The 18,312-nt window shown below is 58.0% G+C and carries 14 protein-coding genes; all 14 read right to left on the reverse strand.

Translation table 11 applies throughout. The features are described from left to right. Positions 1-56: 56 nt before the first annotated feature. The 14 genes from HW273_RS00460 to HW273_RS00525 all read right to left on the reverse strand — a co-directional run bounded on the left by HW273_RS00460 (position 57) and on the right by HW273_RS00525 (position 18,267). Positions 57-1,031: a substrate-binding domain-containing protein gene (locus tag HW273_RS00460; RefSeq protein WP_179009735.1), complete on the reverse strand. Its 975-nt coding sequence runs from the start codon at positions 1,029-1,031 to the stop codon at positions 57-59. Further along, positions 1,018-2,931: a cache domain-containing sensor histidine kinase gene (locus HW273_RS00465; protein ID WP_179009736.1), complete on the reverse strand. Its 1,914-nt coding sequence runs from the start codon at positions 2,929-2,931 to the stop codon at positions 1,018-1,020. The genes HW273_RS00460 and HW273_RS00465 overlap by 14 nt, the downstream gene beginning before the upstream one ends. Before the next feature lies 1 nt (position 2,932). Next, positions 2,933-4,555, reverse strand: a complete 1,623-nt coding sequence (locus HW273_RS00470) for a response regulator (protein ID WP_179009737.1) — start codon at positions 4,553-4,555, stop codon at positions 2,933-2,935. Between the two features lie 19 nt (positions 4,556-4,574). Continuing rightward, positions 4,575-4,901, reverse strand: a complete 327-nt coding sequence (locus HW273_RS00475; RefSeq protein ID WP_179009738.1) for a hypothetical protein — start codon at positions 4,899-4,901, stop codon at positions 4,575-4,577. Positions 4,902-4,987: 86 nt separating this feature from the next. Then, positions 4,988-6,031: an ABC transporter permease subunit gene (locus HW273_RS00480; RefSeq protein ID WP_179009739.1), complete on the reverse strand. Its 1,044-nt coding sequence runs from the start codon at positions 6,029-6,031 to the stop codon at positions 4,988-4,990. A 15-nt stretch (positions 6,032-6,046) separates the two neighbouring features. Further along, positions 6,047-7,555 carry a sugar ABC transporter ATP-binding protein gene (locus tag HW273_RS00485; protein ID WP_179009740.1) on the reverse strand — a complete coding sequence of 503 codons (1,509 nt, stop codon included), beginning with the start codon at positions 7,553-7,555 and terminating at the stop codon, positions 6,047-6,049. A gap of 73 nt (positions 7,556-7,628) precedes the next feature. Beyond that, positions 7,629-8,738: a galactose ABC transporter substrate-binding protein gene (locus tag HW273_RS00490; protein ID WP_179009741.1), complete on the reverse strand. Its 1,110-nt coding sequence runs from the start codon at positions 8,736-8,738 to the stop codon at positions 7,629-7,631. A gap of 409 nt (positions 8,739-9,147) precedes the next feature. Next, on the reverse strand, positions 9,148-10,161 hold the full coding sequence (locus tag HW273_RS00495; RefSeq protein WP_179009742.1) for a glycosyltransferase family 2 protein: 1,014 nt from the start codon (positions 10,159-10,161) through the stop codon (positions 9,148-9,150). Continuing rightward, entirely contained in the window at positions 10,158-11,069 is a 912-nt protein-coding gene (locus HW273_RS00500) for a LicD family protein (RefSeq protein WP_179009743.1), read from the reverse strand. Before HW273_RS00500 ends, HW273_RS00495 begins: the two co-directional genes overlap by 4 nt. Positions 11,070-11,217: 148 nt before the next feature. Further along, complete coding sequence (rfbH, locus tag HW273_RS00505; protein ID WP_179009744.1) at positions 11,218-12,573, reverse strand: lipopolysaccharide biosynthesis protein RfbH; 1,356 nt, start codon at positions 12,571-12,573, stop codon at positions 11,218-11,220. Positions 12,574-12,614: 41 nt separating this feature from the next. Then, positions 12,615-13,757: a CDP-glucose 4,6-dehydratase gene (gene rfbG / locus HW273_RS00510; RefSeq protein WP_243206804.1), complete on the reverse strand. Its 1,143-nt coding sequence runs from the start codon at positions 13,755-13,757 to the stop codon at positions 12,615-12,617. Continuing rightward, a complete protein-coding gene (gene rfbF, locus HW273_RS00515) occupies positions 13,739-14,521 on the reverse strand; it encodes a glucose-1-phosphate cytidylyltransferase (protein ID WP_179009745.1) in 783 nt (260 codons plus the stop codon). Before rfbF ends, rfbG begins: the two co-directional genes overlap by 19 nt. 2 nt (positions 14,522-14,523) lie before the next feature. Next, entirely contained in the window at positions 14,524-15,957 is a 1,434-nt protein-coding gene (locus HW273_RS00520) for a hypothetical protein (RefSeq protein WP_179009746.1), read from the reverse strand. Positions 15,958-16,533: 576 nt separating this feature from the next. Further along, the gene (locus HW273_RS00525; protein ID WP_179009747.1) at positions 16,534-18,267 is read right to left on the reverse strand and encodes a hypothetical protein; all 1,734 of its coding nucleotides are present in this window, start codon (positions 18,265-18,267) and stop codon (positions 16,534-16,536) included. Positions 18,268-18,312 lie beyond the last annotated feature (45 nt).

Below are 18,312 nucleotides of genomic sequence, written 5' to 3' on the forward strand. Positions count from 1 at the left end.
ACCCAGCAGCAGGAGCCCGAACAGCAGAAGGCAGAGCAGCTTTCTTTTTCACTTCATCATGCAATCCTCGGAAACAAAATCTTCTGGTTCTCCTCCAGATACATCGTATCCCTGCGCACCGCCCGGAAGCCGATCTCCCTCCGGAACGGCACCGATATCCTGTGATTCAGCCGCGCCGCGAGATCGGAGAGCGCATGGTAGCCCATGCTGAACTCCTCCGGCACGATCATGCCGCGAATCAGTCCGCTGTCCAGTCCGTACACCAGCTTTTCGGAATTCCCCACGCCGTAAAGCAGGATATTCCGCTTTCCGTTCTCCTCCAGATATTCCATCGCGCATTCCATACTCGCATTATCCATGGCGACGAGGATATCCACAGGCGCCTCCGCACATTTCCGGGCAAGCGCCTCCTTCCCATCCTCTATATCCGGAATTTCCCAGCGCTTATCCACAATTCCTGTCTTCAATTCCTCGGAAAAAGTGGACAAACGCTCCTGCACGGAGAACTGCTGCTGCCTGCCGCAGAGCAGCCCGAGCCGCTTCGCTGCCGCTCCCTCCGGCAGATCGGACAGGAGCATTCGGCACAGTGCCTGCCCGATGGCAGCATTGTCCGCAGAAACCAGGCCGATCGAGTCGTTCGTGCCTTCGCTCTCCACCTCGGTATCCACGAGCTCCAGCAGGGTCTGCCCCATGAAGCCCCGCAGCATCTCCGCTGTCCCCGAGGAGGAACGGAAGCCGGCAATCACTCCGTCCGCGCCGCTCTGGATCTCCCGTGCGATGATCCGTCCCTCCTGCTGCACCGACACCAGTGCGTCCGTCGTCACGAAGCTCAGCTCAATGTTATTGTCCTTCGCCGCCTGCGTGATCCCCTCCCGGAACGGCAGCCACCTGCCGGAGCCGGATTCGTCCACCACGACGGAGACCCGAAAGCGCGGCTTCTCCGTATCCGAGATGACCCGCGCGGCGGAGAGCAGCAGGATCACCGATGCCGAGATCGCGAGCGCGACCGTAAAGAACCTATTTCCCCTCATTCCTCCCTCCTCTCCGGTAATGTCCCTCCTCAAGGAGCCGCCGGTTCTCCTCGGTATCCGGAATCGCCGGCAGATGCAGCTCGACCCGCGTCCCCTCGTCCGGCTCGCTATAGATCCGAAGACCGTATTCCGTGCCGAAGCGAAGCTGAATCCTCTTGTGAACGTTGATGAGTCCGACCCCGGAGCCATGCTTCGGCGCGCGCCGCCGACTCTCCTCATCCTCGCGGAGCAGGCTCTCAACAACCTCCTCCGGCATCCCGAAGCCGTTGTCCGTGACAGACAGGCAGATCTCCCTCTCTGCTGCATAGTCTGCCGCATCCGACTCCTTCGCTGAGGCCGTTTCCCACGCCGCCGGAAGCAGCCTCCCCTCCACGCGGATCTCTCCGTCTCCGTCCATCCCCTCTACGCCGTAATAGATGGCGTTTTCGAGAATCGGCTGGAGGATCAGCTTCACACTCAGGCAGCTCAGCAGCTCCGGATCGACCGCGAAGCTCACGGTAAAGGCATTCCTATAGCGCAGCTTCTGGATATTCATATAATTTTCGGCATGAAGCAGCTCCTGCCGGAGCGGAATGATATTTTTCCCGCGGCTCAGGCTGATGCGAAAAAGGCTCGCAAGCTGCGTCACCATGAAGACCGCATTTTCGGAATTTCCGCCCTCTATCATCCAGACAATGGAATCCAATGTATTATAGAGGAAATGCGGGTTGATCTGGGACTGCAGCGCGTCCATCTCCGACTTCCGCTTCTCCTCCTGCTCGACCACAATATCCGCCATCAGCTGCCGGATCCGCTGCACGGACTGCTTCAGCGTGATGCCGAGGTGCTCCACCTCCGTGCTGCCTCCGACATAGATCTCCTCCGCGTTCAGGTTGCCCTGCTCTATCCCGCGGATCGACGCATTCAGCCGAAGCAGCGGATAGGAGATGCGGAAGGAGAGGAGCTGGTTCATAAGAAGCAGAAAGAGTACGGTGACCGCCGCCAGCATCGCGGCAAAGTAGCGCATATTGTCGATCCCGAAGAAATATTTATTCTCCGGAATCACAGACACCAGTTTCCAGCCGGTATAGCCGACCGTATCCACGATGACAGTGCGCCGCCCCCCACGGAAGGTCTCCCGGTGCACCCCGTCCTCATAGTACGGGATCACTGCATTGTTCTCCGGATACAAGCCGTTGTAGATCAGCATCTGCTGCGGGTGGTAGATCAGCTTGCCGCCGCTGTCGCAGAGGTAATAATACTGCCCGCCGGAATAATCGTTCAGACGCTTCAGGAGCCGCTCGATCGCAGAATAGTTCATATCGACCAGCAGCACGCCGCTCTCCGGTCTGCCGCCCCGCGTCAGCTCCACCGCGCGGCTCAAAGAGATCACCCAGTGATAACGGTAGGTCGGATCGTCAAAGAGATTCTGCACATGGGAGCTCGTAAAATGCAGGTTTTCCACCTGCGCCGTCGCGAGCTCAAACCAGCTCTGCTCCCGCACGTCGATATTTTTCTTCAAATTCGCCACCGGCGCCGCAGAAATCAGTCCGCCGTCTGCGGAGAAGAGCGCGATGCTGACCAGATTGTCCCGGTTCGCCTCATACATCAGGTTCATCTCTCCGGCGGCATTGTCACTCCGGAAATCCATCCCCTTGATCGCCTCATAATACATCGCATCCGAGACGCGGCGCATACTGACGAGGTAGTCTTCCAGACTGACGGCGGTCTGCCGGAGCTGCTGCTCCGCACTCTCCACCACATTCCTTTCGAGGTGTACGGAGAACTGCCGGTAGAACACATAGGACAGAAGCAGGGTGAGCGTCACAGACACGACAGTGAAGCTCACCAGTATCATGCTGTGAATGCTTTTCAGCAGATGCAGCTTCGGCAGAAATGCGAAGATCCGGCGCTTTTTCATTTCAGACTCCCTGTGACTGCTTGTACTTCGACGGCGACATCCCGAACTTCTTCTTGAAGGCATAGCTGAAATAGTTCGGATCGGAATAGCCCACCGCCTCCGCAATGATATAGGTCTTCTCGTCCTCCTCCATCAGCATCCGAACCGCCCGCTCCATCCGAAAATCCGTCAGATAGTTAATAAAGGTCTTCCCGGTCTCCCGCTTGAACACGGTCGAAAAATAGGCGGCGCTGACATGCAGATAGCCGCAGATATGCTCCACGTTCAGATCCTGATCGCTGTAGTTCCTCCCCACATATTCGATCGCCCGCCGCACGAAGGACTTCGTCGAGTCCTGCCGGTTCTCCTGTATCCTCTGCTGCGCGAGCACGCAGCTCCTCTTCAGCCAGGCAGAGAGCTCACGGAGATCCATCTGCTGCACCATGCGGTACACATCCTCATCCTGCGGGAAGATCCTCTCCGGCTCCACATGGCTGGAATGCAGAAAGCGGTAGAGCTCTGTCACAAGCTCCATCAGAAAGAAATGGTAGTCCTGAATGGAGGGGTTTTTCGGTACACTCTGTGAAAGATAGCGCTCTATCTTCCCCTCAAGCGCCTCCTCCGAATCCATCCGTATACTCCGGAAGAGCTCCTGCAGCGTCTCCGTTCTATGCAGCACCGAATTCTCATCGCAGCGCTCGTCCGCGCTGTGCTCCTCCGGTGCGATCTCGGAAATGCTGATCGCCTTGCCGCGTCCGTAGATCACGCGATAGGAAAGCGCCTCATTCGCCCCTGCGAAGCTCTGCGGAAGCAGACGAAGCTCCGAAACAGCCCGTCCGATTCCCGCGCTGACTGTCGCATTGCAGACATGCCGTGCGATGCGGCAGAGCATCTCGCAGCTGTCCGTCAGCTCCGTCAGCTCCTCCTGCCGCTTAAGCTGCGCGATCACAACGATATCTCCGAGATAGGTAAAGAAGCGCGCATTCCAGCGCGCACTGAGCCGTTCCTCCGCCGCCTTCCGAATCGACATCGTAATCAGCACCGGATTGATGCCCTGCGGCGAGAGTGATTGGCTATTGTGCAGCAGCGCCACCGTATAATACGGGCCGTCCAGACTCACCTGGCAGTCCATCATTTCATGAGGAATGTCCTGCTCCGGGACACGTCCCTCGATCAACGCCGTATAGAGATTCTCCTTCAGGATCGGCAGGCTCTCGAGATAGTAGTTCTTCAGCATATTGATATTCTGCTTCTCGTCGAACTCGCGATCCAGCGCCGCATGGATCCGCCCGAACACCTCCCCCAGCTCCTCTGCATTGATCGGCTTCAGGATGTACTCCTCCGCCTCCAGACGGATCGCCTCCTTGGCGTATTCGAACTCATCGAAGCCCGAAAAAATGATAATCTTCACCGTCGGATACAGCTCCTTCAGCCTCTTTGAGAGCGTGAGTCCGTCCATATAGGGCATCTTGATGTCCGTCATCACGACATCCGGCTGCCTCTCCTCCGCGAGCTCAAGCGCCTCCAGCCCGTTATGCGCATAGCCCATGACCTCGAAGCCCAGCGCCTCCCAGCTGATCCTCCGGATAATGACCTGAATGACATCCTCCTCGTCGTCCACGAGCAGCACGGAATATTTCGTCATAGCCCTCCCCTCCCGCTTCTCACCCCGTATACTTCTCCTCCATCCTGCGGAAGCGGTAGAACACGCCGAGGATTGAGAGCGTCAGGAAGCAGAGCCCGAGCAGCGGGATAAAAAGCATCAGTACGGAGGCGATCGCCGTACAGACGCCGAAGAGCAGCAGGAGCAGCCCCGCCTCTCTCGCATAAGCGCTTCTCTGCTCCGGACGGAGCGGCTTCCACTGCGGCGGACGGATCGCCTCCACATCCTGAAAGATGAGAAGCTTCACTGCATAATACAGAAGCAAAACTCCGAGGATCGCCGGGATCCCCAGCTGCGACAGACTCAGCTTCACCAATTCATTTGGCATATACACACCTCCCTATATACCGTAAAGGGGGCCGCAGACAGCTGCAGCCCCCTCATTATATACGATATGCTTCGCGTTCGTAAAGCTTACTTCTTCGCGACGTACTTGCGGATATCCAGAGAGATCGCAATGAAGATCACGATGCCGATCGCGATGTACTGTGCGTTGGCATTGACTCCGAGGAACTGCAGCGCCGCCTTCAAAAGCTCCAGCACCGCAACGCCGATGATAGCGGAGGAAACACGTCCGCGTCCGCCGGTGACGGATACGCCGCCGAGCGCACAGGCCGCGATCGCCTCCATCTCATAGCCGAGTCCGGTATTGATCGAAGCGCCGCCCGCCTTCGCACCGAGCATGAAGCCCGCCATGCCGTAGAATGCTGCCGCTTTCGCGTAGATGATAACCATGGTCTGCTTCACCGGTACGCCGGCAACCTCTGCTGCCTGCGGATTTCCGCCGATCGCATACATATACTTACCATGGCGGGTCATATTGAAGATAAACCAGGTGATCGCCGCCATCAGGAGCGCGATCCAGATCAGATAGCTCAGCCAGAGGAGCTTGCCCGTAGAAACCTTCGTATAGGTCTCCACGTAGCCGCCGAGCGGCGTCGCGCCCGTGAGGATCAGTCCGAGCCCGTAGATGATCTCCATCATCGCCAGCGTAGAAATGAACGGGGGCACATTCAGATACGCGATGAACCAGCCGGTGATCGTCCCGAAGAAAGCAGTGATCAGCATCGTGATGAGCAGTACGAAGAGCATGAAGAGCAGCGTATTGCCGCTGATACCCGCACTCTGGAACCTGTCGAAGAAGCCGCCTGCCCAGCTTCCCTGTCCGAAGAAGCGTCCGGAATAGTCCGCCTTTTGCAGGAGCATGCCCGCGATGCAGGCGCCGAAGCCGATCATACGTCCGGCAGAGAGGTCGCAGCCCGCCGTGATGACGCAGCCGGCGATGCCGAGGGCGATAACCAGACGGTAGGACATATTCCCCAGAATGTTCAGGAAATTGTTCCTTGTCAGGAAGTTGTTGGAGGTGAGTCCTGTGTAAAGCACCAGGATGAACATGACGATAATCACACCATTGTTGATCAGGAAGTCAATGGTCTTCTGTTTCTGTGTCTTCTGCATTGTAATATCCCCTTTTTAGAACTGCGTCGCGAGGTTCATGACATTTTCCTGTGTCATCTCTTCTCTTTCGTCGATCTCACCGGTCAGCCTGCCGTTGCACATTACGCATACCCGATCCGCCATACCCAGAAGCTCCGGCATCTCGGAGGAGATCATGATGATCGCCTTGCCCTGCTCGGCAAGCTGCTCCATGATCTCATAAATCTCGTGCTTTGCACCGATATCGATGCCTCTCGTCGGCTCATCCATGATCAGGATATCCGGATCGTTGGCGAGCCATCTCGATACGATGACCTTCTGCTGGTTCCCTCCGGAGAGATTCGCGATATGCTCCTGCATGCTCGGCGTCTTGATCGACAGCTTCTTGATGTTGTCGTCCACGATCCGGTTGATCGCCCCGTGGTTCAGCACGATTCCCGCCTGCAGATTCTTGTTGTAGATCGAAATGCCGACATTGTCCTTGATAGACAGGCAGCCGAAGATGCCGTTTCCGCGGCGGTCCTCGGTGATCATCCCGATTCCGGCATCCATCGCATCCTTGGGTCTCTTAATCGCGACCTCCCTGCCGTGTACCTTGATCTTCCCCTTCGCAAGATGGCGGATGCCGAAGATCCCCTCCATGAGCTCCGTCCGCTGCGCACCGACCAGCCCGCCGAAGCCGAGGATCTCTCCCTTTCGGATCGAGAAGCTCACATTTCGGAAGGACTTCTCATGGATAGAAGAGAGATCCTCCACTTCCATGATGACCTCGCCGATCTCATGATGCTTCTCCGGATAGATATTGGTCAGCTCGCGTCCCACCATCTTCGCGATGATCTGATCCGTGGTCAGCTCCGCGCAGGACCATGTGCCGACATAGGTGCCGTCCCGCATGATTGTAATATCGTCGGAGATCCGCTTGATCTCGTCCATCTTGTGGGAAATGTAGATCATCGCGACACCCTTGTTCCGAAGGTCATTCATAACCTTGAACAGGAATTCCACCTCACGGTCGGAGAGGGAGGAGGTCGGCTCGTCGAAGATGATGACTCTGGCATTGTGGGAAACCGCCTTCGCGATCTCTATCATCTGCATCTGTCCGATGGAGAGTGAGCCGAGCGGTGCCTTGACATTGTAGTCGAGCCCCAGCTCCTTCAGCCACTTCGTGGTTTCCTCATTCATCCGCCTGTGGTCGATCACCTTAAGAGGCCCGAACCTGTGCACAGGAAAGCGTCCCAGATACATATTCTCCGCGACGGATCGCGCCAGAACCGGCTGCAGCTCCTGATGTACCATGGCGACGCCATGCTCCATCGCCTCATCCGGATTCCGGATGTCCACCTTCTGACCGTCCAGATAGATCTCTCCCTCATCCATCCTGTAGATCCCGAAGAGGCACTTCATCAATGTCGACTTGCCGGCGCCGTTCTCTCCCATCAATGCGTGTACAGAGCCCGGACGCACGGCGAGCTGCACATGATCCAGAGCCTTTACGCCTGGGAACGACTTGCAAACGCCTCTGAGCTCCAGCTTATATTCCGCCATTTTGTTCTCCCTCTGAAAAAGAGTGCAGGTACGATGGGCACCCGCACTCCGAAATTGTCTTTTCTGCTGTCGATTACTTAAGAGAGTCGAGGATATCCTGTGCGTTCTCCGCGGTAACCTTCACATAATCGCAGCCGATGTAGTGGTCGTTGCCGGCGCCGGTGAGGTAGTTCACCGCTGCGTCTGCCGCCGTGTGGGACTGAGAAATGTGATCATTAAACACGGTACCGGTCTGCTTTCCAGAAAGCACGTTCTGGCAAGCCTCCTCCAGCGCATCTACACCTACAAGGAAGATATCCTTGCCCACGGTTCGTCCTGCACCCTCGATCGCCTGCAGCGCACCGAGTGCCATTGCGTCGTTGTTGCAGAACACAACCTCAACGTCGTTGCCGTACTGAGACAGGGAGTTCGCAACCAGTCTCTGCGCCTCATCCTGCTGCCACATGCCGACCTGCTCGTCGAGCTTGTTGACCTGAAGTCCGGCATCCTCGAGCGCCTTGATGGAGAACTCGGTTCTGTACTGCGCGTCTACATTCTCCGGATCGCCCTTGATCATGATGTAGTCAACCTTGCCGTTGCCATTCATATCGATCTTGTCCATGCCGAGGTCAGCGATGATCTCACCCTGGAAAGTACCGGACTGACGGGCATCACAGCCAACGTAGGTTACATCCCACTTGTTGTCCTCCCATCTCTTCTCCTCGTCGGCATCCGGCTCTCTGTTGATATAAACCAGCGGAATGCCTGCGCTCTGTACCATGTCTGTGATAGTAGCCGCGGAGGAAGAGTTCACCGGGTTGATAATGAGCACATCTACGCCCTCGGAGATGAAGTTCTGGATCTGGTTGGTCTGCGTAGCCTGGTCGTTCGCGCCGTCCATGATCTTGATATTATCCTTGGAGAAGCCCTTCTCTACGAGGTAGTTCTCCAGCTCTGTTCTGAACAGGGTCATGAAGTTGTCGGAGAACTGATAGATGCAGACGCCGACCTTCTTATCCTTCAGGTCTGCCGTTCCCGCCTCTGCCTTGGTCTCCGCCTTGCTCTCTGCGGCGGCTGCCGTCGTCTCCGCTGCCGTCGTCTCTGCCGGAGCCATCGTGGTCTCCGCTGCCTTGGAGCCGCCGCAGCCCGCGAGAAGAGATGCCGCCATAGCAGATGCCGTCATGATGCCGAGTAACTTTTTCATAATCCCAAATCCTCCTTAGATTTGAACCGCTGCGGCGTTTCCCGCCGCGCGCTTGTTGTTTGTGCTGTCATTATAGACAAAGCAGTACGCAAAAAACATAGAATATTCTCTTCAAAATCTAGAATATTCTTCTACGAAAGCCACAAAAAAGCAGAGGCTTTCCGTGCTTTTCCACGAAAACCCCTGCTTTCCCGCTGCTCTCAACGGTCATTTATTGTATAAGTCTCCTGTCAGGCGGACGAACGCGAGGCAAGCTTACCTGCACGAGCGTTCGGACATTTGACAGAACAGCAGGTATGAGAACGAAGCGATGTGTAAACATCGCGAAAGTGCGAAGCGCTTTGAGCGGTTTAGGGCAATTGCTTGCGATTGCCTCTCTGTCAGCGATGCGAGAGTGCAGCAGTTTCCATCAGGAAACTGCGAAATGATCCGGCACAGACGAAGTCTGTGTCCGCCTGCTCTCCCGCAAAGAGCTGTCATCCTTTTCCTCTTCGAAATTCCTCTCCTCCTCCACGAGATAGATCGGACGATCCTTCATTTCCGTAAAGAGCACGGAGATATATTCACCGATGATGCCGACCACGAAGAAGAGCACCGCGAACATGAAGCAGTTCAGCACGACGATCGTCGCGTAGCCGGACGGCGCACCGCACCGCGTACACAGGGTGTACGCCAGCACCACGAGTCCCAGAAGCCCGGAGAGCGCCCCCGCGAAGATCCCGAGCTTCAGCGGCATGTTCGAGAAGCACATGATGGTATTCAGCGAGAACACGAGCAGCTTCCGGAGCGAATAGTGGCTCTCCCCCGCCACACGCTCCGCCGCCTCGTACTCGATCACCGTCCTCCGGAAGCCGACATTCTGCACGTAGCCGCGGAGGAAACGAACCTTCTCCCGATAGCTCTGCCGGAGGATCCCCTGCACTCTCCGGGAAATGGCGAAGAAATCCGAGGCGTTCGGCTGGAAATGCACGTCCGAGAGACGGTTGATCAGCCAATAAAAGCCTGCGGAGCTGATATTCTTCAGAACCCCCGCGGAGCGGTTCGCCGTCCGCACCATGGAGATCACCTCATAGCCCGCGTCCAGTCTTTCGCAGATTTCGGCGAGATACCGCGGCGGATGCTGGAGATCTGCATCCAGAAAGACCAGCGCATCCCCCGACGCGTAGTCCAGTCCCGCAGTCATCGCCGCCTCATGTCCGAAGTTCCGGGAAAGGCGAAGCAGGCGGACATGCATCCTGTCACGCGCCGCAAGGCCGCGGAGCTTCTCTCCCGTCCGATCGGCGGAGCCGTCATCTACAAAGAGGAGCTCATAATCCCAGCCCCTCTCCCGGAGCGCCTCGCAGCAGCCCCTCACTACCTCATAAAACCGTTCGATCCCGCTTTCCTCATTATAGGCGGAGATCACGAGACTCAGCCTCTTCATCCCTTATCCAGCACCTCGATTTCCCTGCCGCTGTGGCTCGGCAGCCGTTTTTCCTCCGGTGGAAGCTGCATATACTCCCCGTAAAGCATATGGAGCACCCGATCCCAGTCTCTCGGTCCGAGGAAGCGCTCCCCCTCGAACGAATACTCCGTATACGGCTCCTCCCAGCTGTCCTCCACAACACAGTACTGGAAGTCCGGCTGATAGTTCGAGAAGAAGGATCGCCCGGAGCACTTCCCCGTCCGCGCCGTCCGATCGGTGTATTTCCGCGCCCAGCGCTCCTGCAGCCGGAAGATCACGGGCATCGGCAGCAGACGTCCGATGCCGGAAAGCACGCCGACCTCTATCCTCTCGATACCGCAGTACTTCGAAAAGTCCAGACACCTCCGGTGCCCCATTCCGAGCCCGAAGGCGATCTGCTGCCTCATGCGGCAGAGCCGGCTCGCGAGCTTCCCCGCAGGGAGCCTGTCAAGGATAAAAAGATCCACCCAGAGATGGTTCAGCTTTCCTTCATAGAACGCCTGCATCCGGTCATCTCCGGAATGTCGGCGCGAATTCCTGTAGATCACCCGCGGCACGAAATCGTAAAACGCCGCACCATCCCGGTACTCGTCCGGCAGCACCAGCTCGAAGCGGTCGGAAAGCTCCTCCTGCGCAGCCTGCCGGAAGCGCTCGAACTCCTCTCTTCGGAAAACAAGATCGACATCGTCGTCCCATGGAATGAAGCCCTTATGCCGTACCGCTCCGAGCAGCGTGCCGGAATCGATGCGATACGCGATCCCGCGCTTCCGGCAGATCCGGTCGATCTCCCGCAGGATATCGAGGCTTGCCTCATGTACCTTGTCCAAATCAAAGGATTCGGGTTCCAAGGGCCGGCATCCGGATTGCTCTTTGCACTTCTCTCCCATAATCCCCCTCATTTCGCACTCTCATGGTGCTTATGTACCGCTTCGTGCCCCATGCGAGGCTGTCCTTTAAATCCGCCTTGGTGCCGTACCGCATTTGTCCCGCAGCGATAGCGCGGACGCTCCGGGGCGTGCGGCGCAAAGCGCATCCTCACGCCGTCTTAAGCCCTGCAAGGATCGTCTTTGCCATGTAGGCGAGCTTCTCCTCCGTCATGCCCGGATAGAGCCCGACCCAGAAGGTATCCTCCATGATACGATCCGTGTTCGTCAGCTCTCCGACGACGCGGAAGCCCTCGCCGCTTTGCCGGAGCACGTCGAAGCAGGGATGCTTGATGAGATTTCCGGCGAAGAGCATCCGGGTCTGCACACCCTGCTCCTCGATATAGCGGACGAGCTTCTCCCGGCTCACGCCCTCCCGCGCGGTCATCACGAAGCCGAACCAGCTCGGGTCGGAATGCGCTGTCGCGATCGGAAGGATCAGCCTCTCCTCTGCATTCCCCGCACGGAGCAGCTCCCGCAGTCTCGCGAAATTCCGCCGCCGCCTCTCTGCGAAGCCCGGGAACTTCTCGAGCTGCGCCACACCGATCGCCGCCTGCAGGTCGGTCGCCTTCAGATTGTAGCCGAAATGGGAATAGACGTACTTGTGGTCATAGCCCTTCGGCAGCTCCCCGTACTGTCCGTCGAAGCGGTGCCCGCAGGTATTGTCCCTGCCGGAATCACACCAGCAGTCGCGCCCCCAGTCCCGGATCGAGCGCATGATGCGGTGCAGCCGCGCGTCGTTCGTATAGCAGGCGCCGCCCTCTCCTGTTGTCATGTGATGCGGGGGATAGAAGGAGCTCGTCCCGATATCGCCGATCGAGCCGGTCAGCCGTCTCTCCCCATCCAGCTCATACTCAGAACCGAGCGCGTCGCAGTTGTCCTCCACGAGCCACAGCCCATGCTTCTCGCAAAATGCCTTCACCGCAGACAGGTCGAAGGGATTCCCGAGCGTATGCGCTATCATCACCGCCTTCGTCCGCTCGGAGAGCGCATCCTCCAGCCTCGTCACATCGATATTATAGCCCGGCACCGTAACATCCACGAAGACCGGCACCGCGCCGTACTGGATGATCGGCGTCACCGTGGTCGGGAAGCCCGCTGCGACGGTGATAACCTCGTCCCCGCGCTTCACCCGCCGTTCGCCGAGCAGCGGAGAGGTCAGCGTCATAAAAGCAAGCAGGTTCGCGCTGGAGCCGGAATTCACAAAGCTCACATGCTTCACCCCGAGGTACGTCCCGAGCTTCTGCTCAAACTCCCTCGTATAACGACCGGAGGTCAGCCAGAACTCGAGCGCGGCATCAACGAGATTGCACATCTCCCGCTCATCGAATACGCGGGATGCATAAGGAATGCGGTCTCCCTCATGGTACACGTCCCGCCGCAGCTTATATTTCCGCGCATACTCCGCGACCATACCGAGGATCTCGTCATGCGCCTCCTGCTCCGACTGCCAGTTGTGATTCTCCATTTTCCTCTCCCGTCCTTCTATTCTCTGTCTCTTCGCCATTGCTATTTTCCGCAGAACTCCCGAATCTGCCGCTCGGTAAAGGCAAGCATATCCTCTCCGTCCTTCCAGCTCCGATACCAGCGCACCGTCTCCGCCACCGCCTCCGCGACATGCCAGCGCGGTCTCCAGCCGAGCTTCTCCCGAAGCTTCGTGCAGTCCAGCCGAAGATAGCTCGCCTCATGCGGCGCAGCCGCCTCCGCCTGCGTTTCCCACGCAGCGCCGCCGCCCCAGCACCGGACGAAGCGATCCGCAAGCTCGCCCGTCGTGATCGCATCCTCCTCGTCCGGTCCGACATTATAGCAGCCCGCGTACTGCCTGCCCCTCTCATCGTCCAGCCCATCCCGCGCCGGATCGAAGCCCGCCTGCAGCGCGGTCAGGCTGAGATAAGCGAGCAGCGGCTCCAGAACATGCTGGTATGGTCTCGTCGAGTACGGATTCCGCACATGAATCCGCCGTCCGGCGATCGTATCCCGCACACAGTCCGGGATAATGCGGTCGTTCGCGAAGTCTCCGCCGCCGATCACATTGCCGGCGCGCGCCGTGGAGACCGCCGGAATCCGCACGCCGTCCGCTTTCTCCCCCGGTTCCGGGAAAAAAGACCTCTGATAGCTGTGCGTCACGAGCTCGGAGCAGGACTTCGAGTTCGAATACGGGTCGAAGCCGTCCAGCTTCTCCTCCTCCCGGAACGCATGCCCCGCAAGCTCGGGATTCTCGTAAACCTTGTCCGTCGTGACATTCAGAAGCGAACGGACGCTCCCGCTCTGCCGCACGCATTCCAGCAGATTGACCGTCCCCATCACATTGGTCTCATAGGTCTCCCGCGGGAAGAGGTAGGAATCCCGCACGATGGGCTGCGCCGCGAGATGCAGCACGAGCTCCGGCTGCGCCGCCGCGAAATATCGCCGGAGATGCTCGTAGTCCCGGATGTCCCCCCGCTCGGAATGCATCTGCTCCTCCAGTCCGAGAATCGAGAAGAGATTCGGCTCCGTCGGTGCGGGCAGGGCATAGCCGTAGACCTCCGCACCCAGAAGCTGAAGCAGCAGCGAGAGCCAGCTCCCCTTAAAGCCGGTATGTCCCGTCAGCAGTACCCGTTTCCCTCTGTAGAAGCTCTCCAGCTCTTCAAAATTCATCTCTCGTCCTTCCATCTCTTCCACGGCGCCCTCCCGCTCTCCCAGAGCGCCTCCAGCAGCCTCTTCTCCCGCTGGGTATCCATGCACTGCCAGAAGCCCCTGTGATAGAAGCTCATCAGCTCTCCGTCCGCAGCGAGACGGTGCATCGGCTCCTGCTCCAGCACCGTCTCGTCTCCCTCCAGATACTCGAAGAGCTCCGGCTGGAAGACCATGAAGCCGCCGTTAATGGCGGCGCCGTCCATCTCCTCCTTCTCCCGGAAGCTCCGGATGCTGCCGTCCTCCGCGATATCCAGCACGCCCTTCTGCTGGGCGAGGTTCACTGTCGTAATGGTCGCGATCTTCCCATGCGAACGGTGGTAGCGGAGCAGCGCGTCCAGATCGACATCACAGACACCGTCCCCATAGGTCAGCATGAAGGGCTCATCCTTCACATAGTCCCTGACCCGCTTCACCCTGCCGCCTGTCATGGTACGGAGCCCCGTATCCACGACCGTCACCCGCCAGTTCTCCGAGGCGCTGCTGTGCACCTCCATCTGGTTGTTCGACATATCGAAGGTAATGTCGGCATTGTGCAGGAAATAGTTCGCGAAATACTCCTTGATGACATACTGCCGGTAGCCCGCCAGTATGATGAAGTCATTCAGCCCATAGGATGAATAATACTTCATGATATGCCAGAGAATCGGCATTTCCCCGATCTCGATCATCGGCTTCGGCTTGAGATGCGACTCCTCGGAGATCCGCGTGCCGAACCCGCCTGCCAGAATTAAAACCTTCATCTTCACTCCCTGAATATGTTAAGCTTCCGCTCCTCCAGTATCCGATATGCGGCACGGATCCGTTCCCCGCCATGATGGTACTCGAAAAGCTCCTCCAGCTCCGGATCCGTGTAGCTCTGAAGCTGCTCCGCGGCAGCCCGCATTTCCTCATAGCGCGCTCTCCGGTAGGGCAGCTTCTTCATTTCCGCGTAGCTAGTATAGCAGTTTCCGAGCAGAAATGCCACGGAAAGCAGGAGGATTCCCGCCTTCCTGAAGCGAAGGGCAGGCGAAGCGGCGCCTTTTTTTCGTCGCTCCGAAAAATACAGTGCAAATACCAGCAGTATTCCGAGGATCCCGCTTTGGTACTGCAGGCTGTACCGGCTCTGCCATGCATAGCTCTCCCGCAGGAAGACATAGCGGGACAGCAGCACGACGAAATGACTGCCCAGCCCATAGAGGAGGAGCAGTGCCGGAAAGATCGTCCGGCGGCACAGCCCCTCTCGGAAATAAAGGAAAAACGCGGCGGCATAAGCAAGGGCGACACCGATGCCGATCGCGTAAATTCCACGCATCGTCAGGGCGCCCCGCGCGAGAAGCGCTTCCAGAAGCTCCCCGGAGAGGAGCATGGACGCAAGCCCGTTCCAGAGAAAGTGCAGAGAAAATGCGGGATAGTCCCGGATCAGCGTGCCGAGCCCGAAGGACTGTGCTCCCGCGTACTCATAGACTGCGAAATGATTGCTCAGAAGATAGAGCAGCAGCGTCGCGAGCGCGCTCAGGCCAAAATGCAGGCAGTCTCCGCGACGCACATTCCGGTTCGCGGAAATAACACAGTACGAATAGCAGAGCAGCAGGCAGACGGCATAGACCAGAAGATAGGGCCCCGCCGCGAGAAGCACAAGCCACGGCAGCAGCAGGAGCCCGCGCCGTATCCGCACGCCTGCTGTCCCCTGATACCAGCGCTCCAGCAGCAGGAAATGCAGGTAAAAAAGGGAAAAGGCGAGGAAATGGGCGTAGCCCGAGCCGTTCAGCAAAAGCTCCCACTTGTTCAGGCTGAACAGCACGACGAGCAGCAAAAGAGAAAAGCCTGCCGGAATCCGCATCCTCTGTGCGTAGCGCAGCACGACAACGGCAGAAAGGAAGAGTCCCAGCACGCCGAGCAGCCGGTCGAAGTTCACGGAATAACGAAAGAGCCATACGTTCAGCGCACGAAAGAGGTAGGTAAGCGGGATGCGCGTCAGGATGTCCGGCATGAAAAGCTTCGCGGGATTCAGCGTATCCGGCAGATAGGCGTTCACCAGCCGGATATAGTCCGTGCTCACGATATCGACAGAGCCCGTGAGAATATAGAGGACGAGCAGGAGGGAAAAGAACAGCGGCAGCAGGATACAGAAGCCCCACGTCCTCAGCCATGCACTTTGTTCTCTGTATTTCTTCATTTTCTTTGCGCTCTGTTCCATCCCGTCTCTCTCCCGCCCTTATGCTTATGCTTCTGCTTAATGTATAAGCTCACGCGTCACTTCGCTGCTTCGCTGCTCTCGTGCCGCTGACAGCTATTCGCAAATCGCGCTGCTCACTATGTTCGCATCGCTTTTTTGCTCATACCTGTTGCCCTGTGCAATGACGGAGCTTCCGCCCATGCTCGCATGGCGCCGCTCCGTCGCTGCTTCTGCTTAATGTATAAGCTTACGCGTCACTTCGCTGCTTCGCTGCTCTCGTGCCGCTGACAGCTATTCGCAAATCGCGCTGCTCACTATGTTCGCATCGCTTTTTTGCTCATACCTGTTGCCCTGTGCAATGACGGAGCTTCCGCCCATGCTCACATGGCGCCGCTCCGTCGCTGCTTCTGCTTAATGTATAAGCTTACGCGTCACTTCGCCGCTTCGCTGCTCTCGTGCCGCTGACAGCTATTCGCAAATCGCGCTGCTCACTATGTTCGCATCGCTTTTTTGCTCATACCTGTTGCCCTGTGCAATGACGGAGCTTCCGCCCATGCTCGCATGGCGCCGCTCCGTCGCTGCACAGGAGCTTATACATTAAAAGACCTCCGCAGTGATGTCCCGGTAGCCGCGCGCCTCCGGCAGCTCCCGGAGCACGATGGAATTCTCCGCGTTTGCCGATGCCGGAAGTGCCGCGAGTGAAGGCAGAAAACGGATCACCGTCCCCTGTCCCGTCTTTTCCGGGTCATAGACCTTGAAGAAGGTTCTCCCATAGAACTCCGTCATCCGATAGCTGTTCTCGATGATATAGACCTGCTTTCCCAGCACCCCGTCTATCCCGTACTTCTCCACAGTTTCCTCCGCGAGGGAATTCATCCGATCCTGATCCTCCCAGAAATAGATCCGGCTGTAGAAGCTTCGGTAATAGCGTTCAACCGGCGCGAGCAGCATCCCGTAAAGCAGGAAGAACACGGAGAAGAAGAGAACCGCACGCCGTCCGAGCCGCTCTCCGAAATCCCGCTTCGCCCTCTCCCGATCCAGCGGCAGCACCTTCTCACTGTCCTTCGCTGCAATGCACCGATACCGAAGCTTCGACTGCGCCGCGCCGAGGAAGTCCCCCAGCCTGCCGATCATATAAGAGAGGTAGAGCAGTGCGCCGGCATAGCTCACATAGACCCAGCGCAGCTCCACGCGGATCGTTACCGCGGAGCAGCCGATGCAGAGCGCAAGGAAGCCGAGGAAGAGCAGGTTCTCGGCGAGAAAGTGCCGCTCCCTCCATGCCCGCCTCCGGACGCTCCAGAAAAGATAGGCCAGGACAATACCGGAAAGGGGAAGCCATGAGAGAAATACCAGCCGCCGTATCCCCGGGGCGACATCCGTCCAGCTGATCCCCGCGAGATACTCCGGCCCTACATTGATCCCGAAAAGATAGAGGAGCTGCTGCACGGAGAAATGAAGTGCCTGCCGGATGGAAAAGGTCTCCGTTACCTCAGTGCCCCCTGTCCCCGCAGGAAGCGCGCTTCCGATAAAGAAGCGCCGCAGGAGAATAATGCCGAAAAGCTCCAGAAGCGGAAGAAGCGGAAGGAAGCATCTCCGCCCGATCCCAAGCGCTGCGAACCGCTGCGGGGCTCGTTCCATAGCGGCACGTCTGCCGTTCTGCCCTCTCGCACGGCTTCTCCCCGGCAGCACAGCCGAAGTCCTGCTCTCCTTCCCCTCTCCCCCTCCGAACAGCGCGAGATAAAAGAGCGGAAAAAGCGCGAGATACCTCTCATGGGAGAAAACCAGCAGGAAATAGCAGAGACAGGCGGCAAGGAAGTCCGCATTCCGTCCCTCCCGAAGATAACGGAGCAGGAGGAAAAGCAGCAGCACCGCGAGGAAGAGCGACATGGTTTCCAGAAGCCCCAGCGCCTGCGCGATCTGATAGTAGGCGAAGTGCGAAATCAGATATAGAGCCCCCGTCATGAGACCGCTCAGCAGGCTCTGTCCGGAGAGACGTCTGGAAAAGCGGTAAAGGAAAAAGGCAAGCCCGACATTCAGCAGGATATTAACAGGCACGAAGAGTGACGGGTGATTCCGGACAATCATCATTTCCAGGTAGGTCAGCGTCCAGTAGACCGGACGGAAGCGGGTCGAGCTCCGGAACGGAAAGGCAAACTCCAGATAGGACTGCTCGCCATAGCAGGACCACATATAGAGGTCGTCCATGTACAGCCCCTTGATGTGAATATGCCGGTTCACATAGAAGCCGAGGAGCAGCAGCAGGAGCAGGACAGCGCTGTCCTGCAACCCCCGGTGCAGCCTCCGCTCTGTTCTGTTTTTCCCATACTGCATTTCTTCCGATCCCTCCTCTTCTAAATAGGTTCTTCCGTCATACAG

Source organism: Oribacterium sp. oral taxon 102, from assembly GCF_013394775.1.
Classification (GTDB): Bacteria; Bacillota; Clostridia; order Lachnospirales; family Lachnospiraceae; genus Oribacterium.